This is a genomic window from Prevotella heparinolytica (genome assembly GCF_002998535.1).
GTDB classification, from domain to species: domain Bacteria; phylum Bacteroidota; class Bacteroidia; order Bacteroidales; family Bacteroidaceae; genus Bacteroides; species Bacteroides heparinolyticus.
Genome location: NZ_CP027234.1, coordinates 2,640,430 through 2,666,620, shown reverse-complemented (window position 1 = coordinate 2,666,620; position 26,191 = coordinate 2,640,430). Strand labels below are relative to the sequence as shown.

General features: G+C 49.7%; 19 protein-coding genes. 12 read left to right on the top strand and 7 right to left on the bottom strand.

All coding sequences use genetic code 11. The features are described 5' to 3' along the window. The first annotated feature begins 72 nt into the window (after nt 1-72). Complete coding sequence (locus tag C3V43_RS10700; protein WP_106069802.1) at nt 73-2,994, top strand: M16 family metallopeptidase; 2,922 nt, start codon at nt 73-75, stop codon at nt 2,992-2,994. Between the two features lie 137 nt (nt 2,995-3,131). On the opposite strand, the gene C3V43_RS10695 is transcribed toward C3V43_RS10700, so the two are convergent. Then, a complete protein-coding gene (locus tag C3V43_RS10695) occupies nt 3,132-4,937 on the bottom strand; it encodes an AMP-dependent synthetase/ligase (protein WP_106069801.1) in 1,806 nt (601 codons plus the stop codon). Nucleotides 4,938-6,123: 1,186 nt separating this feature from the next. Here C3V43_RS10695 and C3V43_RS10685 point away from each other — a divergent pair. Then, a complete protein-coding gene (locus C3V43_RS10685; RefSeq protein WP_106069799.1) occupies nt 6,124-7,194 on the top strand; it encodes a M20 family metallo-hydrolase in 1,071 nt (356 codons plus the stop codon). A 13-nt stretch (nt 7,195-7,207) separates the two neighbouring features. On the opposite strand, the gene C3V43_RS10680 is transcribed toward C3V43_RS10685, so the two are convergent. The 4 genes from C3V43_RS10680 to dut are packed head-to-tail and all read right to left on the bottom strand — an operon-like array spanning nt 7,208 to nt 11,387. Further along, entirely contained in the window at nt 7,208-8,521 is a 1,314-nt protein-coding gene (locus tag C3V43_RS10680; RefSeq protein ID WP_106069798.1) for a murein hydrolase activator EnvC family protein, read from the bottom strand. An 18-nt stretch (nt 8,522-8,539) separates the two neighbouring features. Next, nucleotides 8,540-9,127, bottom strand: a complete 588-nt coding sequence (locus C3V43_RS10675) for a lipoprotein insertase outer membrane protein LolB1 (RefSeq protein WP_106069797.1) — start codon at nt 9,125-9,127, stop codon at nt 8,540-8,542. Then, the gene (locus C3V43_RS10670; protein WP_106069796.1) at nt 9,105-10,934 is read right to left on the bottom strand and encodes a tetratricopeptide repeat protein; all 1,830 of its coding nucleotides are present in this window, start codon (nt 10,932-10,934) and stop codon (nt 9,105-9,107) included. Before C3V43_RS10670 ends, C3V43_RS10675 begins: the two co-directional genes overlap by 23 nt. Nucleotides 10,935-10,952: 18 nt before the next feature. Next, complete coding sequence (dut, locus tag C3V43_RS10665; protein WP_106070562.1) at nt 10,953-11,387, bottom strand: dUTP diphosphatase; 435 nt, start codon at nt 11,385-11,387, stop codon at nt 10,953-10,955. Between the two features lie 209 nt (nt 11,388-11,596). Here dut and C3V43_RS10660 point away from each other — a divergent pair, with 209 nt between their 5' ends. Next, the gene (locus C3V43_RS10660; protein WP_106069795.1) at nt 11,597-12,922 is read left to right on the top strand and encodes a deoxyguanosinetriphosphate triphosphohydrolase; all 1,326 of its coding nucleotides are present in this window, start codon (nt 11,597-11,599) and stop codon (nt 12,920-12,922) included. A 211-nt stretch (nt 12,923-13,133) separates the two neighbouring features. Here the strand turns inward: C3V43_RS10660 and C3V43_RS10655 are convergent, their stop codons facing one another. Then, nucleotides 13,134-14,123, bottom strand: a complete 990-nt coding sequence (locus tag C3V43_RS10655; protein ID WP_106069794.1) for a glycine N(alpha)-acyltransferase GlsB — start codon at nt 14,121-14,123, stop codon at nt 13,134-13,136. Nucleotides 14,124-14,166: 43 nt separating this feature from the next. Beyond that, nucleotides 14,167-14,985, bottom strand: a complete 819-nt coding sequence (locus C3V43_RS10650; RefSeq protein ID WP_106069793.1) for a lyso-glycine lipid O-acyltransferase GlsA — start codon at nt 14,983-14,985, stop codon at nt 14,167-14,169. 222 nt (nt 14,986-15,207) lie between these two features. Between C3V43_RS10650 and C3V43_RS10645 the strand changes: the two genes are divergently transcribed. The 9 genes from C3V43_RS10645 (at nt 15,208) to C3V43_RS10595 (ending at nt 26,189) form a co-directional block, all read left to right on the top strand. Next, nucleotides 15,208-15,711, top strand: coding sequence for an RNA polymerase sigma factor (locus C3V43_RS10645; RefSeq protein WP_106069792.1), 504 nt, complete (start codon nt 15,208-15,210; stop codon nt 15,709-15,711). Between the two features lie 795 nt (nt 15,712-16,506). Beyond that, nucleotides 16,507-16,995 (top strand): division/cell wall cluster transcriptional repressor MraZ, encoded by a 489-nt coding sequence (mraZ, locus tag C3V43_RS10630; RefSeq protein ID WP_106069790.1) that lies wholly within the window; start codon nt 16,507-16,509, stop codon nt 16,993-16,995. A gap of 42 nt (nt 16,996-17,037) precedes the next feature. Continuing rightward, a complete protein-coding gene (gene rsmH, locus C3V43_RS10625; protein ID WP_106069789.1) occupies nt 17,038-17,955 on the top strand; it encodes a 16S rRNA (cytosine(1402)-N(4))-methyltransferase RsmH in 918 nt (305 codons plus the stop codon). 1 nt (nt 17,956) lies between these two features. Further along, on the top strand, nt 17,957-18,304 hold the full coding sequence (locus C3V43_RS10620; protein WP_106069788.1) for an FtsL-like putative cell division protein: 348 nt from the start codon (nt 17,957-17,959) through the stop codon (nt 18,302-18,304). Nucleotides 18,305-18,390: 86 nt separating this feature from the next. Further along, the gene (locus tag C3V43_RS10615) at nt 18,391-20,535 is read left to right on the top strand and encodes a penicillin-binding protein (RefSeq protein ID WP_106070561.1); all 2,145 of its coding nucleotides are present in this window, start codon (nt 18,391-18,393) and stop codon (nt 20,533-20,535) included. Between the two features lie 79 nt (nt 20,536-20,614). Then, complete coding sequence (locus C3V43_RS10610; RefSeq protein WP_106069787.1) at nt 20,615-22,063, top strand: UDP-N-acetylmuramoyl-L-alanyl-D-glutamate--2,6-diaminopimelate ligase; 1,449 nt, start codon at nt 20,615-20,617, stop codon at nt 22,061-22,063. 101 nt (nt 22,064-22,164) lie between these two features. Then, nucleotides 22,165-23,433 carry a phospho-N-acetylmuramoyl-pentapeptide-transferase gene (gene mraY, locus C3V43_RS10605; RefSeq protein WP_106069786.1) on the top strand — a complete coding sequence of 423 codons (1,269 nt, stop codon included), beginning with the start codon at nt 22,165-22,167 and terminating at the stop codon, nt 23,431-23,433. Nucleotides 23,434-23,460: 27 nt separating this feature from the next. Further along, nucleotides 23,461-24,795, top strand: a complete 1,335-nt coding sequence (gene murD / locus C3V43_RS10600) for a UDP-N-acetylmuramoyl-L-alanine--D-glutamate ligase (protein ID WP_106069785.1) — start codon at nt 23,461-23,463, stop codon at nt 24,793-24,795. 77 nt (nt 24,796-24,872) lie between these two features. Then, a complete protein-coding gene (locus C3V43_RS10595; RefSeq protein ID WP_106069784.1) occupies nt 24,873-26,189 on the top strand; it encodes an FtsW/RodA/SpoVE family cell cycle protein in 1,317 nt (438 codons plus the stop codon). Nucleotides 26,190-26,191: the final 2 nt, after the last annotated feature.

Here is a 26,191-nt window from a genome sequence, read left to right as displayed (position 1 = left end):
TAACCTGCTACATGCACCACCTTTGGATAAAAATACATACTTTTGTGTTTATCAACCCAATAACTTTAATTTATGAATAAATTATTCCGCTTGGCGTGCCTGCTGCTTTTCATTCTGGCAACAGCAAGCATGCGTGGCGCTGGTCCCAAGGACTATCGCTACACCACCGTGCCCAACGACCCGCTGAAAGCACGTATCTACACCTTAGACAATGGACTGAAAGTCTACATGACAGTTAACAAAGAGAAACCGCGTATACAAACGTTTATCGCCGTACGTGTGGGCGGAAAGAACGACCCTGCCGAAACCACCGGACTGGCACACTATTTCGAGCACCTGATGTTTAAAGGCACCAACCACTTCGGCACGCAAAACTACGAAGCCGAGAAGCCACTGCTCGACCAGATAGAACAGCAATTCGAAATCTATCGCAAAACAACGGACAGCGTTGCCCGCAAAAACATCTACCACGCCATCGACAGCCTTTCTTACGAGGCATCCAAACTGTCCATCCCCAACGAATACGACAAGCTGATGACTGCCATCGGCGCCAATGGGACGAATGCCTATACCAGCTTCGACGTGACGTGCTACACCGAAGACATACCCTCCAATCAAGTAGAGAACTGGGCAAAGATACAGGCCGACCGCTTCAAGAACAGTGTGATCCGCGGTTTCCACACCGAGCTGGAGACGGTGTACGAGGAGAAGAACATGTCGCTCACCAGAGACCCGCGTAAGGTGTACGAAGCTACCCTATCGGCCCTCTTCCCCCACCATCCCTACGGCACGCAAACCGTACTCGGCACACAGGAGCATCTGAAGAACCCCTCCATCACCAACATCAAAAACTATTATAAGATGTGGTATGTGCCCAACAACATGGCCATCTGCCTCAGCGGCGACTTCGACCCCGACAGTATGATTGCCGTCGTTGACAAATACTTCGGCTCACTGAAGCCCAATCCCAATCTGCCCAAACTGAATCTGGCGAAAGAAAAGCCTATCACCGCCCCGATTGTGCGCGAAGTGTTCGGCCCGGACGCCGAAAGCGTGGCTTTGGCATGGCGATTCCCCGGAGCAGCCAGCAAAGAGGCCGAAATACTGGAAGTGGTATCGCAAATCCTCTACAACGGCCAAGCCGGTCTGATTGACCTCAACCTGACCCAACAACAGAAGACGCTGAGCGCTTACTGCTATCCGATGAGCATGTCAGACTATTCCGCACTGATGATGCAGGGACGTCCCAAACAGGGCCAGACATTGGACGAGGTGAAAGACCTGCTGCTGGGCGAAGTCAAGAAACTGCGCAACGGCGACTTCGACGAAAAAATATTGGAAGCCAACATCAACAACTTCAAACTGAACCAGCTATACAGACTGGATAGCAACGGCGCACGCGCCAACTGGTTCGTACAGTCTTTCGTCAACGGCAGCGACTGGGCCGACGAGGTGAACCAACTGAACCGCATCTCCCGACTGACCAAAGCCGACATCGTGGCTTTCGCCAACCAATATCTGGAAGACACGAACTACGTCGTTATCTACAAACGTCAGGGAAAAGACCTGAACGAGAAGAAGATTGCGAAACCCACCATCACCCCCATCTTCATGAACCGCGACGCCATCAGCCCGTTCCTGAAAGATATACAGGGAAGCCAAGTCACTCCCATCGAGCCGGTATTCCTCGATTACAGCAAAGACTTGTCGCAACTGAAAACACAGAACGGTATCCCCGTACTCTACAAGCAGAACACCAACAACGACATTTTCGAGCTGACCTATCTTTTCGATATGGGCAACAACAACGACAAGGCATTGGGCACGGCAGCCCAGTATCTGGAATACCTGGGCACATCGGACATGACTCCCGAACAGGTGAAAAGCGAGTTCTACCGCATGGCTTGCAGCTTCAGCGTATATCCCAGCAGCGAACGCACGTATGTGGAGCTTTCGGGCTTGAACGAAAACATGCCCGCCGCCATCGCCCTCTTCGAAAAGCTGTTGGCCGATGCGCAAGTCAACAAGGAAGCCTACGCCAACCTCGTGCAAGACATCCTGAAGAAGCGTAAAGATGCCAAACTGAACCAGATGCAGAACTTCTCGCGCCTGACGACCTACATCGTCTATGGCCCGAAAAACGCCGCAACCAACCTCTTGAGCGAAGCCGAACTGACCGACATGAACCCGCAAGAGCTGGTAGACCGCATCCACGGCCTGAACGGCTTCAAGCACCGCATTCTGTACTACGGCCCCCGCAGCGAACAAGACGTGCTTGCCCTTCTTGCCAAAGAGCACAAGACTCCGGCCATGCTGAAAGACATCCCCACGGGCAATGACTTCAATGAACAGCTTACGCCGAAAACCACTTTCTACATTGCTCCATACGAGGCAAAACAGATTTACATGACCCAGATATCCAACCGGGGAGAGAAGTTCGATGCCTCCATCGAGCCGGCACGCCAGCTCTACAACGAGTATTTCGGGGGCGGCATGAACTCCATCGTGTTCCAAGAAATGCGCGAAAGCCGTGGGTTGGCCTATTCGGCATGGGCAGGTTTCAACCGTCCGTCTTATCTGAAAAACAATTACCTTGTTATGAGCCAGATAGCCACGCAGAACGACAAGATGCTGGATGCCATCAAAACATTCAACGACATCATCGAAAACATGCCCCAATCGGAAGCAGCCTTCAAACTGGCCAAAGAGGGCATGACGGCACGCCTGCGCACCGAACGCATCACGAAGATGAGCGTCATCTGGTCGTTTATCAGCGCCCAATATCTGGGTCAGGATGTAGATTCACGCATCAAATTGTACAACGACATTCAGGGCATGACGCTGAAAGACGTTGTCGACTTCCAAACCAGCCGGATAAAAGGACGCACGTACAACTACGGTATCCTCGGCGACAAGAAAGAGCTCGACATCGAAGCCTTGAAGAAAATAGCCCCGGTGGTTGAACTGACACAGGAAGAAATCTTCGGATACTAAAAAAACAAACAGCCTTTCGGACGCCACTGTATGCCGGGCTGCCCGAAAGGCTGTTTATACATCATTCAGACGCAGACGATGCGTATTACACAGATTTTAAATTAGGCACTATATATTTCTATAGTGCTTTTTTTTCGCTACTCCTCATACATCTTATCTATCACATCCTTGTAGTTCTTCGCCACCACGGGACGTTTCAGCTTCAACGTGTTCGTCAGCTCGCCGCGCTCCATGCTGAAAGGTTCGGGCAGGAGCGTGAAACGTTTCACCTGTTCGTAATGGGCAAACTGCTGTTGCAGCGTGTCGATGCGGGCACGGAACAAGGCCTGTATCTTAGGATGCTGCAACAACTCTTCCATGCTGCCATACGCAATGCCTTTCTCGTCGGCATAATCCTTCACGAAACCATATACAGGGACTATCAGGGCAGAGACGAACTTCCGCTCATCGGCAATAATGGCAATCTGGTCGATGTAGCGGTCGATGCCCAACTTGGTCTCCAACGCCTGCGGGCAGATATACTTCCCGTTGGACGTCTTGAACAAGTCTTTAATGCGCTCTGTCAGATAGAGATGATTATCTTTCAGATAACCTGCATCGCCCGTATGAAACCAACCGTCTTCATCAATGGCGGCCGCAGTGGCTACCGGCTTCTTATAATAACCGGTGGTAATGGTCTTGCCACGCAAGAGTATCTCATTGTTCTCGCCAATCTTCACCTCCACATCGGGCATCAGCGTACCCACGGAGCCTATCTCGTAGCCTTCGTTCAAGAAGCACGACACGGTGGCCGTCGACTCCGTCAGTCCGTAGCCCACCACCATGTTGATGCCCACCGAATGCACAAACTCGCAAATCTCATCGGGCACGGCAGCACCCGCCGTGGGGAAGAAATTGCCGTTTTCAATGCCGATGGTCTTCTTCAACAGCGCATAGACGGTCTTCTCGTAAAACTTATATTTCAGATGAAGCATCACCGGAGGAGTTTTTCCACGGCGCAGATAGTCGATGTTGTGCGCTTTGCCCACCTTGATGGCATCCAGCATCATCGCTTTGCGCAAGCCGGTTTCTTGGGCAATCTTTTCCTGTACGCCGGCATAGACTTTCTCCCAAAAGCGCGGCACGCTGCACATCAGCGTGGGGCGTATCTCTTTGATGGTGGTCTGAATATCCTGCGGACGGAGATTGACGCAGACCTGCACACCCCGATGGATGCAGAGATAAGTCCACGCCTTTTCGAACACATGCGTCAACGGAAGGAAGTTCATGGAAACATCTTTGTCGGTCATAAAAGGCAGGCGGATGTCGTGGATGCGGAAAGCTTCACGATAATTGAAATGGTGGAGCATGACTCCTTTCGGTTCGCCGGTGGTGCCGGAGGTATAAAGGATATTGGCAAGGTCGTCGTACGAAGCTGCTGCGGTACGCTCTTCCACAACTGCAGCGTATCGTGCCTCTTTGTCTATCTCCAGAAACTCGTCAAAATAGATGGACGTGGTGTCTCGCGGGTCGCGCACCACGGCACGATCGAAGATGATAAGTTGCTGCAAGGAGGTGCAGAAGCCGAACACACTGAAAGCTGCGTCATACTGAAACTGCTCACCCACGAACACATAGCGCATCTTTGCATCGTTGATGATATACTGCGCTTGTGCCGGCGAACTGGTGGCATACAAAGGAACAGTCGCCGCCCGGTTGGCAAAAGCGCCGAAATCAGTATAAAGACATTCGGGTTTATTCTGCGAGAAGATACCGACGTTCTCCTGCGGCTCTATCCCTAAGGCTGCCATTGCCCGGGCAACCCGATGCACAATCCGCGAAAACTCATTCCAGGAAACCGGTATCCACTGCGCCGTCTCATAGTCCCTGTATTTCAGGGCCGTTTTGTCTCCATACTTTTCTGCCTGGCGATGCACCAGAACAGATAAATGATGATAAGTCATAAGTCTATGAATTAATAAATACACCGCAAAGGTAGTGGTTTCATTTGAAACCTTCTTCCTTTTTCAGGATTTATCCGTAGATACAGAAAAACTTCCCGAATCATCATAAGGATTTCAAGAAAGGGTACTCCTTCATTCATCTTACCCATATCCGAGATTTCTTGTTATCGTGAGGCTTTCCATGCATCTTATTTAAGGGTCAAGGCTTTAACTTTCTCGTTCTTATATCAAACATAGGTAACGAAGTATTTCCAGTATATACCAAACCAAAAAGAAAATTCCCGGAATTATTAAAGCTGTCTTGCGAAAGTTTACAAAATCAGGAATCCAAGTCATTATTATAAGAAGCAGCCAAACGATTAAAAACGCCCACCAATAGTCTTCACCAAAAGTCATGTAAGCATAAACGATGTCTTTCATTCTTTTTATTTTTTATGTAATTCCAGCCCTCAAAGTGTACTTTCATAAATCACGAAGCGTGGAACTGTAATGCCACATCGTAAAGTTGAGGTCCTGAGAAACCCTTGATACAAATATGGTAATAGCAGCCCACGCTATAACGTGAGAATCACTATGCCAATCTCTTGTATCAAAATAGAAATTTCTCAGGTTTCCAACTTTACAAGATAAGCATAACGCTTCCTTCTTTATCTAATACACCTTGGGATGAGTTGCCCCAATCCGGTGGCAAAAATAATAAAATTCTGATAAAAGTTGCATATAGACATTGCACTAATGTGTCTTACATTAACGTGAACTCAATATAACTTAACCTGAGTCGGGATAAGAAGCAAGTCGACAACCTCACCCGGCGGCTTGTGTTTTAAGGTCAAAGCATATTGGTTATCAGGTGTTTGCCATGCCCCGTCAGACACTTGTCCCTGACAGCTCAAACACTTGCGTCTGTCGCGACAAAGGATTGCAGCTGTCAAAACAGGGCGAGGGCGGGTCGGCGTAAAAGGCCCTCTTCTGCCCGGCCACTGTAAACCGGTGCATTCAGGAAATATCCGTCCGATAGGATGCAGCCCCTAAAATCTTTAGCAAAAGCAACCGCCTGTTCCGAATTCTGGTTACATTGAATACAATGAACCAACTTGGCAAAACAATAAAGCGTTTCTCTTCTTTATATTAATTCTGAAATTTATCCGTAAATTTGCGCCCAAACAGATTATAACCCCACAGCATTATGAACTACGATATACCCGGCCTGACATCAGAAGCCATCGGACTGCTGAAGTCGCTCATCAGCATCCCCTCCATAAGCCGCGACGAAGAGAAGGCCGCCGACTTTCTGCAAAACCACATCGAGATGCAAGGTATGGCAACGGGCAGGAAAGGCAACAACGTATGGTGTCTCAGCCCGATGTTCGATCTGGAAAAGCCTACCATCCTGCTGAACTCCCACATAGATACGGTGAAGCCCGTGAACGGATGGAGAAAAGACCCGTTCGCCCCGACGCAGGAAAGCAACGGAAAGCTGTACGGATTGGGCAGCAACGATGCCGGCGCAAGCGTAGTCAGCCTGCTGCAAGTGTTCCTGCAACTGTGCCGCACCACGCAGCCCTACAACCTGATATATCTTGCCTCGTGCGAAGAAGAAGTGTCGGGCAAGGATGGCATAGAGAGCGTCTTGCCGGAACTGCCTCCCATCCGGTTTGCCATTGTGGGCGAGCCTACCGAGATGCAACCCGCCGTGGCCGAGAAAGGGCTGATGGTGCTGGATGTAACGGCAACCGGCAAGTCGGGACACGCCGCACGCAACGAAGGAGACAATGCCATCTACAAGGCGCTGGACGACATCGCTTGGTTCCGCGGTTACCGCTTCCCGAAAGAATCTCCCCTGTTGGGCCCGGTAAAGATGAGCGTGACCATGATAAATGCCGGAACACAGCACAACGTCGTCCCCGACTGCTGCACGTTCACAGTGGACATACGCAGCAACGAATGCTACAACAACAGCGAACTCTTCGACGAGATACAGAAACATATCACCTGCGAGGCCAAAGCCCGCTCCCTCCGGTTGGGTTCGTCGCACGTACCGCTCAATCATCCCGTCGTACAGAAAGCCATTGCCATGGGGCGCACGCCTTTCGGCTCGCCTACGCTTTCCGACCAAGCCCTGATGCCGTTCCCCTCCATGAAGATGGGACCCGGCAAGAGCGCACGCTCTCACACGGCCGACGAATTTGTCTTCATCAAAGAGATTGAAGAGGCCATCGCATTGTATCTGGAACTGCTGGACGGGATAAGAATGTAAGCCCTCTCCCCCCCTATCTGTTGAGCCACGGTTCGGGGTTCAGCTTCTCCTTCTCCTTTCTTAACTGGAAGTGAAGCACCGTGCGTCCGCCATCAGCCCCGTCGGAAAAGATTTCGCCGAGCGTCTGCTTGGTAGTGACATTATCGCCCTGCTTCACCGAGGCGGAAGAGAGGTTGCAATATACGGAAATGTAATTGCCGTGGCGGATAAGGATGTTGAACAGTCCGTTCAACCGGAATACCGCCGCCACCTTGCCGTCGAAGATGGCACGAGCCTGAGCACCCGGCCTGCCTTGAATATCGATGCCTTTATTGTCGAGTTTGACGTTGCGCAACCCCTCTACGGCATACTGCCCGTAGTGGCTGACGATAATATAAGCACCGGTGAGGGGCATCGGCAGTTTTCCCCGGTTATTGGCAAAGTTGCCTGAAAGCTCGCGGTCGGCCTTGCTCATCGAATAAGTCTCCAAAGGAGTGGCCTTAGGCTTCGAGGACGTGGAAGAAGCGGCACTCTTCTCACTCTTTCCACCTTTCTCATCGGCCTTTTTGCGTGCGGCGGCCTCGCGTCGCGCCTCTTCCTCGGCACGCTTACGGGCTTTCTCTATCTCTTCGGCTATCAACCGGTCGATACGGGCATTGAGGCGGTCAGCCTCGCGGCGTTTCTTACCGATTTCATCTTGCAAGCCCCGTTGCTTCTTCCGCAGATTGGCAACCAACGTCTTTTTCTCTTTCTCTTGCACCTCCAAGCGGGCTTTCTCCGCCTCACGCTCCTTCAGCAAGCCTTCTTTGGCGGCCTTCACTTGCCGGAGTTCCGCCTGCTTGCGGTTCACCTGCTCCTGCTTTTTCAATACCTCTTCGCCTTGCAGGCGCTGATAGGTGGCGTATTCGCGCACATAGCGCATGCGACGGTAGGTTTGGGCCAACGTCCGGGCAGAAAAGATAAACATCAGCTTCTCCTCAATGGAACGGTTCTTATACAGATATTGGACAGACGATTCGTACTTCTGCTTTTTGTCCTTCAAATCGTTTTGCAGGCGCACAAGCTGACGCCCCAACACGCCCAGCTCACGCTCTATCGCCTCAACATCGTTGTTGATGGCAAGGATATAACGTTTCCGTTCTTCTATCTGTCCGGTCAGTGCGGCAAGTCCGCTCAACTGGCTGCCCACATCCTTACGCGTATTGACCAACAGCGTCTCCGACTCTGCAATCTGCTTCTGCAAAGCCCCGCGCCTGTTTTCCAACTCCTTAATCAGCTTGTTGGACTGGGCAAGAAGCGGAATAGCCAGACAGAAACAACTTATAAGAATAGAAAAGAAACGTTTCATGCACATGACATATGTTGATTAAAGGTCCATCAGCATCTCCAACAACTCCTCCCATGCCACCTCTCTGTATTTTTGCGAGAGTTGAGTGGGAGACATCGTGAATCCCTTGTTAGAGAAGTCGGAAAAGACAAGTTTCCCTTTTGCCAGAGAGGGAATGCCCAGTTCTTTGCCGGTCAATGTTTTTTTGCCATCGGGTTTGGAAGCGGCATAGAGCAGTTTCTCCAACCGGGCAAAGTCCGCTTTCTTGGGCAATATGCGCTTCAGTTCCTTACGGGTGGCCTGCACGTAGCGTTTTCCCATACGGTCTACCAGCAGGATGTCGTCCGGTGTGACTTCCATGCGTGCCACTTCCGTGCGCAGGATGGGCATAAGGAAAGAGAGTTGCATGCGCTCGCCCTCTTTCAGTTTCATGGTTCCGTTCACCGTGAGCACCGCATCCTTATGGGGAACGGTCAGTTGCACTTTGGAAGAAAGGTATCCGGTATTCTCAACGCCCATGTGAGCCATGCGCGATGTCTTGCACCCGGCAAGGGCCACGGCCAGCAGAAGCAAAGGCAACATGCGGAGTGCCTTCGACACTGTTTTATTGAGCAGGTTTGTTTTCATCGGCTATGTATTTCTTTTTCTGGATTTTCTGTTTCAGCGTATCGGAGCGGCTGCCCTTCTCCCAAGCCTGTTTCCAATACTTCAACGCTCCTTCCACGTCGCCCGTCATGTAGTAGATGTCGCCGCAATGCTCTATCACCACGCTACTGTTTCCGGCATCGTTTTTCATGGCTTCGTCCATGTAGAGGCGCGCTTCGGCATAATTTCCCTTCACAAACAATATCCATGCGTAGGTGTCGAGGTAAGTGGGGTTATTCGGATCGGCCTTCACGGTCTTGTAGCTCATCTCTTCCGCCTTGTCCAGGTCGCGCCGCTCCAAAGAGAGGTAGTAGGCATAATTGTTCAGCGTACCGATGTTCGACGGATTGTAGACCAAAGACGAGTCGTAGGCGGCATAGGCATCGAGGTTGCGGTTCTTGGTGTGGTAGATGTCGCCCATAATAGCATAGAAGTTCGACACCATTTCCTTATTGCTCTCATCGGTGACACGAGTCAGGGCTTTGAGGCAGACGTTCAGGGCATCGTCTGTCCGTTCCGCCTGATTGTATGCAAAGGCCAAATAGAAATAAAACTCCAGCATATCGGGATTCGACTCCACTCCGGCTTCGCACAAAGCCACCAATTCCTTATTGTCTTCCTTGCGCACGGCCTCGCCCACCAGCATCATGCGTGCCGCCGTGTTGGTAGGATCGATAACCAGCACCTGCCTCAGCACCGGCCACGTCTGCTCGTTCATCTTTTTGGAAAGAAGATATTGGGCATAGAGCATCGGCAGGTTGGCATCGTCGGGGTCTTGCTCCATGATGCGGTCGAAGAGGGTGAGCACACGGGTGCTGTCGCGCCCTTCCTGCTCGTTCTGCACAATGAAGCGGCGCATCACGTTCAGCTTGACGTCCGAAGCCACTTTTTTGTTCAGGAGCAGCGTATCCAGTTGCTGTTCGTAAAGCTCTTTCTGCCCGGTCTGGTCGTAGTAAGAGGCCAGCGAATACATCGCCATCACGTTGTCGGGCTCTTCGGCCAGCACTTTCTTGTAAATGCCGTAGGCTTCGTCTTCCTTGCCGTGTTGCATATAGACATCGCCCAGCACCACTTGATAGCGCATGTCGTTGGGATACTCTTCCACCAGACTCTCTATTTCACGAAAAGCGCGCTTGTCGTCTTTCTTCTGCAAATAGATGCGGAACTTCTCCATGCTGAGCTGCTCGTTCTTGCCCGTTTTCTTCTCCAGCTTGTTCAGTATGCCTATTACCTTGTCATAGGCTTCTGCCTTGTTGTAGATTTCCAGCAGATTGTAAAGCGGGTCCATCTTGTCGGAGAAGCGGGCCGCCATCTGTTCCAGCAGTACCGCAGCCTTATCGGTTTCGTTTTGCTGCATATAGAGATTGGCCAACGCCTGACTATACCAATAGTTGTCGGGAGCTTTCTCCACCGCTTTCTCCAAAGCGGCCTGTCCCGGCGGCACTTGCTTGAGGAAGAGGTAATACTGGGCTATCTCGTACAAAGCCGAAGGCTCGTCGGGGGCAATCGTCAGGCAGTGTTGCAGCAAGTCGAAGGCGGCGGCATACTCTTTCTGCACCTTCAGGCGTGCAGCCTCAAGGAAGAAGTAGTCGTAGCGCCGCTGCTCCTCGTCGGTAAGTTGCACCGGAGGGGAAGCCGGCTTTCTTTGTTTCTTCTTGTTTTTCTTGGCTGCCGCACCGGCGATGACAGAGGAAGCCGCTCCGGTCGCAACGCTTCCAGCCAAGACTCCGTACGACGGGCCGACCGAAGAAAGGAGCAAAAGAAAAGCTATCAGTCTGATATATCTCATGTTTTCAATCTTAAATCCTTATTTTTTCCCGGTATGTCCGAATCCACCGGCACCGCGCTCCGTCTCGTCCAGCACTTCCATTTCCTGCCAAACGGCCTGTTCGTGGCGGGCTATCACCATTTGGGCAATGCGTTCGCCGTCTTCTATCACAAACGCTTCGGCAGAAAGGTTGACGAGGATGACGCAGATTTCACCGCGATAATCGGCGTCGATGGTTCCGGGAGAGTTCAGCACCGTGATTCCCTTCTTCAGGGCCAACCCGCTGCGGGGACGCACTTGCGCTTCAAAGCCTGTGGGCAGGGCGATATAAAGCCCCGTAGGAACCAGGCACCTTTGCATCGGAGCCAGCGTAAGGGGTTCGTCGAGGTTGGCACGGAGATCCATCCCGGCAGACAATTCGGTGGCATAAGCGGGAAGAGGATGTTTTGACTTGTTGATTATCTGTACATTCAGCATGATTCACAATTTAGGGGTTATTCAACAGCGAAAGGCAGTAGAGTCTTCGCCGGCCATCCAAGAGCCGCAAAACCTGCCTGTTGCATTTAATGGGCGAAAATACGGAATTTGATACAAAATAATGGTACATTTGCAGTTAAATAATAAGAAAGCTCGGGAAGAATGCCGGGTAAACCCCGACAGACCCTGAATTAATTTGACTTAATATGGACTGGAATACGCTTATATCCGCCAAACGTTTCGGATTGGAAGAGTTTCACCGCGAACGCCACGAAAACCGTTCGGAGTTTCAACGGGATTACGACCGCCTTGTATTCTCCGCCCCGTTTCGCCGGTTGCAGAACAAGACGCAGGTATTCCCCCTGCCGGGAAGCATCTTTGTCCACAACCGGCTGACGCACAGTCTGGAAGTATCGTGCGTGGGACGTTCGTTAGGCAACGACGTGTCCAAAGCCATCCTTGCCCGCCGCCCGGAGTTGCAGCACACCTACCTGCCCGAAATCGGTTCGATTGTCTCGGCCGCCTGCCTTGCTCACGATTTGGGCAATCCTCCCTTCGGGCATTCGGGCGAACGGGCCATCTCCACTTACTTTTCCGAAGGCAAAGGCATGGATTTGAGGGCGCACCTCACGCCTGAGCAATGGGAAGACCTGACGCACTTCGAAGGAAACGCCAACGCCTTCCGCCTGCTCACGCATCAGTTTGAAGGGCGGCGAAAGGGAGGCTTCGTACTTACCTACCCCACCCTTGCAAGCATCGTAAAATATCCCTTTTCGTCGAGTCTGGCGGGCAAGAAGCCGAAGTTCGGCTTCTTCACCACGGAAGAGGAGGGCTTCCGCCGCATTGCCGAAGAGCTGGGGATAAAGAAGCTGAGCGACGCCCCGCTAAGATATGCCCGCCATCCGTTGGTATATCTCGTAGAGGCTGCCGACGACATCTGCTATCAGATGATGGACATCGAGGATGCGCACAAGCTGAAGATTCTTACCTCGCAAGAGACGCAGGAGTTGCTGCTGGCCTACTTCACCGACGAGCGCAAGGAGCACATGCTGAAGACGTTGGAGATTGTGAGCGACGTCAACGAGCAGATAGCCTACCTGCGCTCCAGCGTCATCGGGCTGCTCATAAGCGAATGCACCGAGGCTTTCCTGAACAATGAAGCGAAAATCCTGGAAGGAGAGTTCGAGGGAAGCCTCATCCGGCATATATCCGAACAGCCTGCCGCCGCCTATAAGCATTGCGCCGACGTTTCAATGCGGAAGATTTACCGCTCGCGCGACGTACTGGACATCGAGCTGGCGGGTTTCCGCATCATCAGCACGCTGCTCGAACTGATGATAGACGCCGTGCGCTCGCCCGAGAAGGCATATTCGCAACTGCTCATCAACCGCGTGTCGGACCAATACAACATAAAAGCACCCGCACTCTACGAAAAAATTCAGGCGGTGCTGGACTACATTTCGGGCATGACGGACGTGTATGCCCTCGACCTCTATCGAAAGATAAACGGAAACAGCCTGCCGGCGGTGTAAGCTGCGGTGAAGGGTGAGTGGAGGAGGCATGCCGCGCGTTTCGGCCGGAAGCATCCACGTAGCCACCTATAAATCAAGTGGTTGACAGACACAAGTGTGCGAGCCGACAGAGACAAGTGTTTGAGACGACAGACGCAAGCGCCTGACATGACGGAGACAAGCGTCTGCGAAACCGCCCAACCGCCCGCCGCCAACCGTAGGCCACCGGCCGCTAACAGCTGCTTTTATACACCACTTTGTTTGCGCCCGACGTCAGCCTACACGCTTCCGGTTCGCTCTCGATGAACGATTGGATGTGACGGATGCGCTTCTCTGCCAAGATTTCGTCCACGGCAATCAGGATGCCCGTTTCCTCCACTTCGCCGAAGCCGTAGTTGATGGCTGTACCGAACATGCGCATCGTTGGACTGAGTCCCATGTAAGCGTTCACTAAAGGAGGAATGTTATATCCCAACCTGCGTATCTCACTGTTCAGGATTTTATAATCTTCTTTGAATGTATCTTTACAGAACAAAGCCTCCAACTCTCTCTCGTCCGACTCCAAAACCAACGGTTTCATCGGGGTAATCAGGTTGTCTTTATCGGCAAAATGCTTTCTGAGAAAATAAAGAATCATGTCGCGCCCCTGCCGGTGATAGCTGGGATACATGGTAACCTTCCCGAAGAAGTACTTCACATCGGGCATCACCACCGTCAGTGCGCCCAAGCCGTCCCACAAATTGTCCAAAGCAAAAAGCCCCTTACTGTCGCTACGTGTAGACTGGTATTCCAACGTGACGAACGAACGCCCCAACTCGATGGTGGTAGGAAGATACTCCTTCAGGAATTTTTCGGAGAAGTTAAACATATGTGCAGTAGCCAGCACAGGCGCGCCATGCCCGTCCAAACGCACATCCGTGCCCAAGATATAGCGATATCCGCCCAATATTTCTTCGGCCTCCGGATTCCATACAATCAGTTGCTTGTAAGGGTTATCCATCACGTCATACTCATCTATATCCATGGACTTCCCGGTTCCCCCTCCTGCAGCACGAAACGCAATCTCACGCAAACGCCCTATTTCCCTCATCGTGTTTGGCGAGTCTTGAGCCGTAATGATATATATTCGGTTGTTGCTTCTGTTCGTCATGCGCAAGCGCTTAGCCTCAGTCAACTCTGCTTTCAGCAATTCCTTGCTCACCGGTGCAATAATATCTTCCATATCCTTTGTCAGTAGTACTTCTTTAAGTAAAATAACGGTCTTTCTACAATTTATATACAATGTCCTTCACATACTGCGCCCACTCCACAGGCGTCTTCGACTTATCGAACGTCTGCCACGGTATGGGCTTTCCAATAGTTACGGTAAAGGTCTTGTGACGATTCTTCAGCATCTCGTCTGCCAGATAAAGCATGGCTATATTGAACTTGATGCCCAAAGCCTTGCACAGGTTGGCAAGGTTGTAAAAAAAGTTGGAGTTACGTCCCTCGAAATGGATAGGAACCACATCGCGTTGTGCCTCGACACTCTTTACAATGAACGTCTTTTTCCAGTCCAAGTCACGAATCACACCGTTCTGCCTGCGCGAACACAACCCGGCCGGGAACATAATCAACTGGTCGTCCGAGGCGAAACCCGCTTCCACCATTTTCGGGAAGTCTTTGGATTGCTTTCCGGTCTTGTTGATGGGTATGCAGAGCGGTGCCAGTCCACGCAGGTTCATCAGCAGGTCATTGACCATATATTTCACCTTGCCATCGTAGAAAGTGCCCAACACATAGCCCAATGCCACTCCATCTTGCCCACCCAAAGGATGATTGGAGACAAAAGTATAAAGCCCCTCCTTGGGCAAGTTCTCTTTCCCTTTCACCACGATGTGCGCATCAAGGAAATCCAAAGTCGATTTCAGGAAATCCACCCCGACTTTATCTTTCGATTCGCGCAAAAAGACATTCAGTTCCTCTTGATGTACAATGCGCTTCAGATAAGAAACAACGAACTTAGGAATGTAGCGGACTTTCCCCGGAGCTTTCTCCCGGAGTATCTTGTCTATATCAATCAAAAATAAAGAGTCGTCAGTCATTCTTCGTTTGGGTGAAATGAATGCGCAAAATAACTCATCTTTTTAATCAATCACAAAAAAAACAGCAGAAAACTGCACCCGAACACTATCAAAAACACCTGAAATCTATCAATTGACAATTTATCCCCCAAAGAATGTCTGAAATCCGTCGGTCGAAACGGAAGATAATTCATAAACTTGCAACATCGAATTAAAAAAACAAGAAAAGAAAATACAGCACTTATGAACAGCATCACTTTTAAGACAGATTTAATAAAAGTTCAAGACGACTTGTTACGCTTTGCATATAAGCTCACTTCCAACCGCGAAGAAGCCAACGACCTGCTTCAGGAAACTTCTCTGAAAGCCCTGGACAACGAAGACAAATACACGCCCGACACCAACTTCAAAGGATGGATATACACCATCATGCGCAATATCTTCATAAACAACTACCGCAAAGTAGTGCGCGACCAGACGTTCGTTGACCAGACCGACAACCTCTACCACCTGAACCTGCCGCGCGACACTGCTTTCGAAAGTACCGAAAGCGCATACGACCTGAAAGAGATGCACCGCATTGTCAACGCCTTGCCGCGCGAGTACAAAATCCCGTTCTCCATGCACGTTGCCGGCTTCAAGTATCGCGAAATCGCCGAAAAACTGGAACTTCCCTTAGGCACCGTGAAGAGCCGCATCTTCTTCACCCGCCAAAAACTACAACAAGAATTGAAGGATTTTGTTTAGTCTTTACGAACCAAACTGTTCCGAACAACCCCTATTCCGCACAAGACCTACGGTGCGTGGTAAGGTTGTGGTTCAGTAGCCCGCAGAGAGAATTACATAACCGTTTTTTCATCTTGATAATTATAGGGGGGGAAGGAGAAGCCCTTATATATCAGACCTTATCCAACTCACTTTACAATATTCACCGAAAATAAAGTTATAGAAATATTCTTTATGGCAGATGGGTTCTGCAAGTTTTTTGACCAAATGATGGCAAAATACACTATCAAAGAACGTTTAATACGAAATGTAATAAATTTCCGCATCATTGCCACACAACATCACGGCTTTTTCATTTAAAACCGGGAAAAAGTTCCGGCAAAGGCTAAATATGTCACTATTTTTCCTGCATAGTCGCCCCTTCTCTACCATCTTCCTACCAACTCCTTATCATCTTCTTATCATGTCCTTATCATGTCCTTATCATGTCCTTATGATACCCGACCCATGTCTATATTTTCTTTCTCGCTATAAACAAGGAGATTACACGAATTTGATAAAAAAATATACACCCTCTTTGGAGAGACGGAAAACCATTTTATTTGGTGAGATTTTTCATAAAACAGCAATGAATTATTTGCAAAACATCGCTTATCTCCCCACTAAAAAAATCACCGAATTAAGATTGTTCATTATCAAACAAATAAACAATCAACAAGATGTTGATAACTTCTCCATAAGATTTTTATAAAAACATGGTGGGGAATTGTGGGGAAATATGTATTTTTACCGTCGCTTATTATACTAAGGTAAGAAATGGTGCAATTCTTAGGCAACATAGAGGCCAAGACGGATGCAAAAGGAAGAGTTTTCATCCCCGCCGCATTTCGGAAACAGCTCCAAGCCGTTTCCGAAGAAAGACTTGTGTTGCGCAAAGACGTGTATCAAGACTGCTTGGTGCTCTACCCCGAAAGCGCATGGTTTGCCACGCAAAACCTGCTCAGAAACAAACTGAACAGATGGGACGCCCGGCAACAAATGATTTTCCGCCAGTTTGTGAGCGATGCCGAAGTCGTGATTCCCGACAGCAACGGACGTATCCTGATACCGAAACGATACTTACAGATGGCAGGCATTCAAAGCGACGTCCGCTTCATCGGCATGGACAACACCATGGAAATCTGGGCGAAAGAGCGTGCCGACAAACCGTTCATGCCGCTCACAGCATTCAGTGAAGCCCTCGAAGAACTGCTTGGAAGTTCAAACAGCAGCCCGGAAAAGGAAGAAGCGACAGCAAAGGATTAACCAACCACCGGATTTATACCGGGGCGACAAAGAAGACAGAAGATGAAAGAAGAAACAACATATCACATCCCCGTATTGCTGAAACAAAGCGTAGACGCAATGGACATCCGCCCGGACGGCACATATGTGGACGTCACCTTCGGCGGAGGAGGACATTCGCGCGAAATCTTGTCCCGGCTGAAGGACGAAGGACGCCTACTAAGTTTCGACCAAGACGAGGATGCAGAACGCAACATCGTGAACGACCCGCACTTCACCTTCGTACGCAGCAACTTCCGCTACCTGCACAACTTCCTACGGTATCACGGCATAGACCGCGTGGATGCCGTGCTTGCCGACCTCGGCGTTTCGTCCCACCACTTCGACGACAGCGAACGAGGCTTTTCTTTCCGGTTTGAGGGAGCACTGGACATGCGGATGAACAAGCGTGCCGGAATCACTGCCGCCGATGTGGTGAACACATACGGTGAAGAGCAATTGGCAGATATTTTCTACCTGTACGGCGAATTGAAGAACAGCCGGAAACTGGCATCTGCCATCGTAAAGGCACGTGCCACCGCAAGAATCACTACCATCGGCGATTTTCTAAACATCATCAAACCCTTCTTCGGACGCGAACGCGAGAAAAAGGAACTGGCAAAAGTATTCCAGGCCCTGCGCATCGAAGTCAACCAAGAGATGGAAGCACTGAAAGAGATGCTATATGCCGCCACAGAAGCACTAAAGCCCGGAGGCAGGCTGGTGGTAATCACCTACCATTCTTTGGAAGACCGCATGGTAAAGAACATAATGAAGGCCGGCAACGTGGAAGGCAAAGCAGAGAAAGATTTCTTCGGGAATGTGCAGACTCCGTTCCGCCCGGTGAACAACAAAGTGATTACCCCCGACAACGACGAAATAGAACGCAATCCACGCTCACGAAGCGCCAAGCTGCGAATTGCAGAGAAAATAAAACAATGATATGAAACAAGAAAAAACAGAGAAAACGAAAAAAGGCCCTTCGCTGACAAGCATCATCGGAGGAGATATTCTCGCCACGGACTTTTTCCGCCGGCAGGCAGGATTGCTGTTTCTCGTCACCGTGCTTATCATTATCTACATCAACAACCGCTACGAATGCCAGCAGCAACTCATCGAGATAGACAACCTCAAAAAGGAATTGACAGACATCAAGTATGATGCCCTGACACGCAGCTCGGAACTGATGGAGCGAAGCCGGCAATCGCGCATCGAAGAGTACATTGCCACCAAGGAGAGCGACTTGCAGACCTCTACCAACCCGCCGTATCTCATAAAGAAAGAACCTTAAGATAATCTGCGAACGCATTTCCTGATATAAAAGATTAGTAACCCCTTAAACAAAATCAGATTTTGGCCGTAAACAAAAGCAACATAATGAACCGTTACTCCCTCGTACTCCTTGTACTGGGATTGATAGGGATAGCTATTATCGTAAAAGGCGGTATAATCATGTTTGTCGAGAAGCAGTACTGGCACGATGTGGCCGATAGGTTTGTGAAAGAGAATGTAGCAGTGAAACCCAACCGTGGGAACATACTCTCAGCAGATGGCAAACTCATGGCAAGTTCATTGCCCGAATATAAAATCTTCATGGACTTCATGTCCGGCGAAAGAGATGAAGAACGACGTAGAAAAGACCAGCACCGCAAAGACTCCATCTGGAAAGCCAACCTCGACTCCATCTGCATTGGCCTTCATCAGATATTCCCCGACATCAGCACAGCCACCTTTAAAAGCCACCTGCGCAAAGGACGGGAAATGAAAAGCCGCAACTACAATATTCTGCCCAACCGCAACAGGCGCATCTCTTACATTCAATACAAAGAAGCTAAACGGCTGCCGGTATTCAAGATGACCAAATACAAGGGAGGCTTCCACGAACAGATATACAACCAGCGCAAGAAGCCTTTCGGCTCTTTGGCCGCCCAAACGCTGGGACGCTTGTATGCCGACACGGCAATGGGAGCACGCAATGGCCTCGAACTGGCTTTTGACACCTTACTTAAAGGACACGACGGAATCACCCATCGGCAGAAGGTGATGAACAAATTCCTGAATATCGTGGATGTGCCGCCCATCGACGGCTGCGACATCATCTCTACCATCGACGTAGGCATGCAGGATATCTGTGAGAAAGCACTGGTAGACAAGTTGAAGGAACTTGACGCCACCGTGGGTGTGGCTGTATTGATGGAAGTAGCCACCGGAGAGGTGAAAGCCATCGTCAACATGATGAAGGCAAGCGACGGCAACTATTACGAGATGAACAGCAACGCCATCAGTGACATGATGGAACCGGGTTCTACTTTCAAGACAGCCTCCATCATGGTGGCATTGGAAGACGGCAAGATTACGCCGGACACAGAAGTAGATACGGGTAATGGTGTCATGAGAATGTATGGCAGCAACATGAAAGACCATAACTGGCACCGTGGCGGCTACGGAAAAATAAACGTGACGCGTATTCTGGAAGTGTCTTCCAATATCGGTGTCTCCTACCTCATAGACAAGTATTACAAAGACAACCCGCAGAAATATGTGGACGGACTGAAGCGGATGAGCATCGACCAACCGCTCCACCTACAAATACCGGGTGAGGGAAAGCCCAACATCAAGGGACCAAAAGAACGCTATTTTGCCAAAACCACCTTGCCATGGATGAGCATCGGCTATGAGACGCAGGTGCCGCCCATGAATATCCTGACATTCTACAATGCCATAGCCAACAACGGCGTGATGGTGCGCCCCAAATTCGTAAAAGCCGCCATGAAAGGCTCCGAAGTGGTGAAAGAATATCCCACCGAAATTATCAATCCGAAAATCTGCTCGGACCGCACGCTGACACAAATCCGCGAAATACTCCGCAGAGTGGTAGCCGAGGGATTGGCTAAACCGGCAGGGAGCAAGCAATTCTCGGTAGCTGGAAAAACGGGGACGGCACAGATTTCACAAGGAGCAGCCGGATATAAATCCGGCCGCGTGAACTATCTGGTAAGTTTCTGTGGTTATTTCCCCTCCGAAGCACCCAAATACAGCTGTATCGTGTCCATACAAAAGCCGGGGCTTCCCGCCTCAGGCGGATTGATGGCAGGTAGCGTATTTGGTAAAATAGCAGAAAGGGTATATGCCAAAGACCTGCGCTTCGACATACGCAGTGCCATAGACAGCACCACCAACGTAATTCCTTCCGTGAAAGCGGGAGAGATGAACGAAACGTTTCTGGTACTGAACAAGTTGAAAGTTCCTGTCCGGAAAGAGTTCTCCGAACAGAAAAAGAAAGAAGTTTGGGGACATGCCCAAGCAGCCCCGACGGCCGTTATCTTACAAGACCAGACGCATTCTTCTTCGCCCACCGCCGTGCCCAGTGTCATCGGCATGGGAGCCAAAGATGCCGTCTACTTGCTGGAAAGCAAAGGTCTGAAAGTAAGGCTGAGCGGCGTGGGACAAGTGAAAAATCAGTCGATAGCCGGTGGTACCCGGACAGTGAAAGGACAGACCGTCTCTTTGACGCTGCACTGACATCTGAAAAGAGAATGATAAGATTAGTATATACTATATTAAGTACACTTGATACAAAAACAAATAAGAGAACAGACTTATGAAATTAAGTGATTTGTTGAAAACGATACAGCCGGTTCGGATAATCGGAAGTACGGATGTAGAAATTACGGGAATAAACATTGACTCCCGTTTGATAGAAGCCGGACATCTGTTCATGGCTATGCGCGGTACGCAAACCGACGGACATGCCTATATCCCGGCCGCCATCGGGAAAGGCGCTGTGGCTGTCCTATGCGAAGAACTGCCGGAAGAACCGGAAACCGACATCACCTATGTTCAGGTAAAAGATAGCGAAGATGCTGTGGGGAAAGTGGCTACCGTTTTCTATGGCGACCCCACTTCGAAAATGGAACTTGTAGGAGTGACCGGAACCAACGGGAAGACAACCATTGCCACTTTGCTATACAATACGTTCCGCTACTTCGGCTATAAAGTGGGGCTGATCTCTACCGTATGCAACTACATAGACGACCGTCCCGTGCCAACCGAGCACACCACCCCCGACCCCATCACACTGAACCGCCTGCTGGGTGAAATGGCCGACTCCGGATGCAAATATGTTTTCATGGAAGTAAGTTCTCACTCCATTGCACAGAAGCGAATCAGTGGTTTGAAGTTTGCCGGAGGTATCTTCACCAACCTGACCCGAGACCATCTGGACTATCATAAGACGGTAGAAAACTACCTCAAAGCCAAAAAAGAATTCTTTGACGATATGCCTAAAAGTGCTTTCAGCCTGACCAATATCGACGATAAAAACGGACTGGTAATGACCCAGAACACACGTTCAAAAGTTTACACTTACTCCCTGCGCAGCCTCAGCGACTTCAAAGGAAAGGTTTTGGAATCGCACTTTGAAGGGATGTTGCTCGACTTCAACAATCACGAACTGGTCGTGCATTTCATCGGAAAGTTCAACGCAAGCAATCTGCTGGCCGTATTTGGCGCAGCGGTATTGCTGGGAAAGAAAGAGGAAGATGTTTTGGTAGCACTCAGCACCCTTCGCCCTGTGGCCGGACGTTTCGATGCCGTCCGTTCGCCCAAAGGATTTACTGCCATCGTGGACTATGCTCACACTCCGGATGCATTAGTCAATGTGCTGAATGCCATCCACGGAGTGCTGGAAGGAAGAGGCAAGGTCATCACTGTATGTGGTGCGGGCGGCAACCGCGACAAGGGTAAGCGTCCCATCATGGCAAAAGAATCGGCACGCCTGAGCGACCGCGTCATCATCACCTCCGACAATCCGCGCTTCGAAGAGCCACAAGACATCATCAACGATATGCTGGCCGGACTCGACAAAGACGACTTGCAGAAGACAATCTGCATCGTAGACCGTCGGGAAGCCATTAAAACCGCCTGCATGCTTGCACAACCGGGAGACGTGATTCTCGTTGCCGGAAAAGGACATGAAAATTATCAGGAAATAAAAGGTGTGAAACATCATTTTGACGATAAAGAGGAACTGAAAGCCATTATGTGTTGAGCATAACAGAAAAGTGAAAAAAGCCTCTCGACGTACAACGCCCATGCGTTCTCATTTATAAAAAACGAATCTACAAGAAGTCTGATAAATTAGAAGAGATTATGCTGTATTATTTATTTCAATGGTTAGACCGATATGACTTTCCCGGCGCGGGAATGTTTGGCTATACATCGTTCCGGTCGCTGATGGCAATCATTCTGGCGTTGCTCATTTCGAGCATTTGGGGAGACAAGTTCATCGACCTGCTGAAACGTAAGCAAATCACCGAAACGCAACGCGACGCCAGCATCGACCCGTTCGGTGTAAATAAGATAGGCGTGCCCAGTATGGGAGGTGTCATCATCATATTTGCCATTCTTATTCCCTGCTTGTTGTTAGGCAGACTGGGAAACGTGTACATGATACTGATGCTGGTTACAACCGCTTGGCTGGGTTCGTTGGGATTTGCAGACGATTACATCAAAATATTCAAGAAAGACAAAGAAGGGTTACACGGAAAATTCAAAATCATCGGGCAGGTGGGTCTGGGTCTTATAGTAGGGATGACACTCTACCTCAGCCCGCAGGTGGTTATCCGCGAAAACATAGAGCAGCAAAAGCCGGGCGGACAAATAGAAGTGGTGCATGCCGCCAAAGAAATCAAGGCCACGCAAACCACCATTCCGTTCTTCAAGAGCAATAACTTCGATTATTCCGACCTTGTAGGCTTCATGGGCGAATATGCCCAAACTGCCGGATGGATATTGTTTGTCATCATCACCATCTTCGTTGTCACTGCCGTTTCCAACGGTGCCAACCTGAATGACGGTATGGATGGCATGGCCGCCGGGAACTCTGCCATCATCGGATTGACGTTAGGAATTCTGGCCTACGTATCCAGCCATATTGAATATGCCGGCTATCTGAACATCATGTACATTCCCGGTTCGGAAGAACTCGTAATCTTTATCTGCGCATTCATCGGTGCACTTATCGGTTTCCTTTGGTATAATGCTTATCCCGCTCAAGTATTCATGGGCGATACAGGCAGCCTGACCATTGGAGGAATCATAGCTGTATATGCCATCATTATACACAAGGAATTGCTGATACCTATTCTTTGCGGCATATTCCTCGTAGAGAATCTGTCGGTCATCCTGCAACGTATCTACTACAAAGCAGGCAAACGAAAAGGCGTGAAGCAGCGCCTCTTCAAACGAACACCGATACATGACCACTTTCGCACCGGCATGAACCTGGTGGAGCCGGGATGCAAAGTGGTATTCACCAAACCGGACAAGTTATTTCACGAATCGAAAATCACCATTCGTTTTTGGATCGTGACCATCATGTTGGCAGCAATCACCATTATAACATTAAAGATAAGATAAAAGCTAAGAAGCAAAACAAAATAAGTTATGAGTAGAATTGTAGTTTTAGGAGCCGGCGAAAGCGGTGCAGGAGCTGCCGTATTGGCTAAGACGAAAGGATTCGACACGTTTGTATCAGACATGTCAGCCATTAAAGACAAGTACAAAGAGCTGCTGAACAAACATGACATTGCGTGGGAAGAAGGCCGGCATACGGAAGAGTTGATTCTGAATGCCGACGAAGTGGTGAAAAGTCCCGGTATCCCCAACGATGCTCCGCTCATTCTGAAACTGAAAGAAAAAGGCACGCCCATCATCTCGGAAATAGAATTTGCCGGCCGCTACACCAATGCCAAGATGGTGTGCATCACCGGCTCGAATGGAAAGACCACGACCACCTCGCTCATCTACCATATCTTCAAAAGTGCAGGATTGAACGTGGGGTTAGCAGGAAACATAGGCAAGAGCTTAGCTTTACAAGTAGCCACCGAACAGCATGACTATTATGTGATTGAACTCAGTTCTTTCCAACTGGACAATATGTATAACTTCCGTGCCAACATAGCCGTACTGATGAACATCACCCCCGACCATTTGGATCGCTACGACCACTGCATGCAGAAGTATATAGATGCCAAATTCCGTATCACACAAAACCAGACACCTGAGGATGCTTTCGTCTTTTGGAACGACGACCCCATCATCAAGCAGGAGTTGGACAAGCACGGATTGAAAGCTCATCTCTACCCTTTCGCCGCTGTAAAAGAAGATGGAGCCATTGCCTATGCCGAAGACGGAGAGATAGAGATTAATGAACCGATAGCTTTCAACATGGAGCAAGAGAAGCTGGCGCTGAGCGGAAAGCACAATTTATATAATTCGCTGGCCGCCGGTATATCTGCCAATCTTGCCGGCATTAAAAAGGAATATATCCGCAAAGCCTTGTCCGACTTCAAGGGAGTGGAGCATCGTCTGGAGAAAGTGGCTACAGTGCGTGGCGTGCACTTCATCAATGACTCCAAGGCTACAAATGTGAACTCCTGCTGGTACGCCCTGCAAAGCATGAATACAAAAACGGTATTGATTCTCGGCGGAAAGGATAAAGGCAACGATTATATGGAGATAGAAGACCTTGTTCGCGAAAAGTGCTCGGCCCTTGTCTACTTGGGACTGCATAATGAAAAGCTGCACGACTTCTTCGACCGCATGGGCTTACCCGTAGCCGATGTGCAAACCGGAATGAAAGATGCCGTAGATGCGGCTTTCAAGTTGGCAAAGAAAGGTGAAACCGTGCTACTCAGCCCTTGCTGCGCTTCGTTCGACCTTTTCAAGAGTTATGAAGACAGAGGAGACCAATTCAAAGCTTGCGTAAGAGCTTTGTAGCAGACAAATGCCGCATTGCCTCCAATAGAGGAATATAATGTTTGACTTTTTATTATAAACTTTAAAATAGAGAAGTATTGGACTTATTAAGAAGCATATTCAAGGGCGACAAGGTGATTTGGATTATCTTCCTTTTCCTCTGTCTCATCTCCATCATAGAGGTGTTCAGTGCCGCCAGTACACTGACTTACAAGAGCGGCGACCATTGGGGGCCCATCACCCAACACAGCATTCTTCTGATGGTAGGTGCGGTGATTGTGGTATTGGTACACAACATCCCCTACAAATGGTTTCAGGTATTCCCTATACCTCTACTGGCCATTTCTTGCTTGTTACTGGCCATTGTCATGGCGACGGGTTTCTTCACAGGCGACCGCGTGAACGGTGCCGCCCGATGGATGTCCTTCATGGGCATTCAGTTCCAGCCATCGGAAATAGCCAAAATGGCCGTCATCATAGCTACTGCCTCCATCCTTGCTCGTGGGCAAAATGAGGATGGAGCAAATCCAAAAGCCTTCAAACGTATCATGCTGATCACTTGCCTCGTCTGCGGGCTTATCTTGCCCGAAAACTACTCAACAGGGATGTTGCTATTCGGAACCGTATATCTGATGATGTTCATCGGGCGAGTACCTGCCAAAAAACTGATAATACTGGGCGGAGGAATTCTTGCCTTTATAGTCCTGTTCGTAACCTTCCTGCTTGCCACACCGAACGATACACTCGAAAAAATACCGATGGGACACCGCTTCACAACCGTGAAATCCCGTATCGCCGACTTTAGCGGCAAGGAAGAAATACCTGCCGCCAAATTCGACATAGACGGAGACGGACAAGTGGCACATGCCCGTATTGCCGTAGCCACAAGCAACTTAATTGGCAAAGGACCGGGCAACTCCGTACAACGTGACTTTTTAAGTCAGGCATTCTCCGACTTTATCTATGCCATCATCATCGAAGAGCTGGGACTGCTGGGCGGATTCTTTGTCGTATTCCTCTATATCTGCCTGCTAATACGCGTAGGACGCATCGCCAAAAAATGCGACCGGACATTTCCGGCTTTCCTTATCATCGGAATAGGGTTGCTACTCGTCACGCAAGCATTATTCAACATGATGGTTGCCGTAGGACTCGCACCTGTTACCGGACAACCGCTACCTCTCATCAGCAAGGGTGGTACATCCACCTTTATCAATTGCGCCTATATCGGCATGATATTAAGCGTCAGCCGCTATACGGCCAAATTGGAGGAACAGCGTCTGCACGATGCACAAATCCCTATGCTGATAGATACCGGAGATATAGGAAACCAAGCATCTACAACAATCAGTGACGCACAGACGGCAGCCGACCCGACAGCAGAAATGCTGAATAGGGATGCAGAATTCAAATAAAT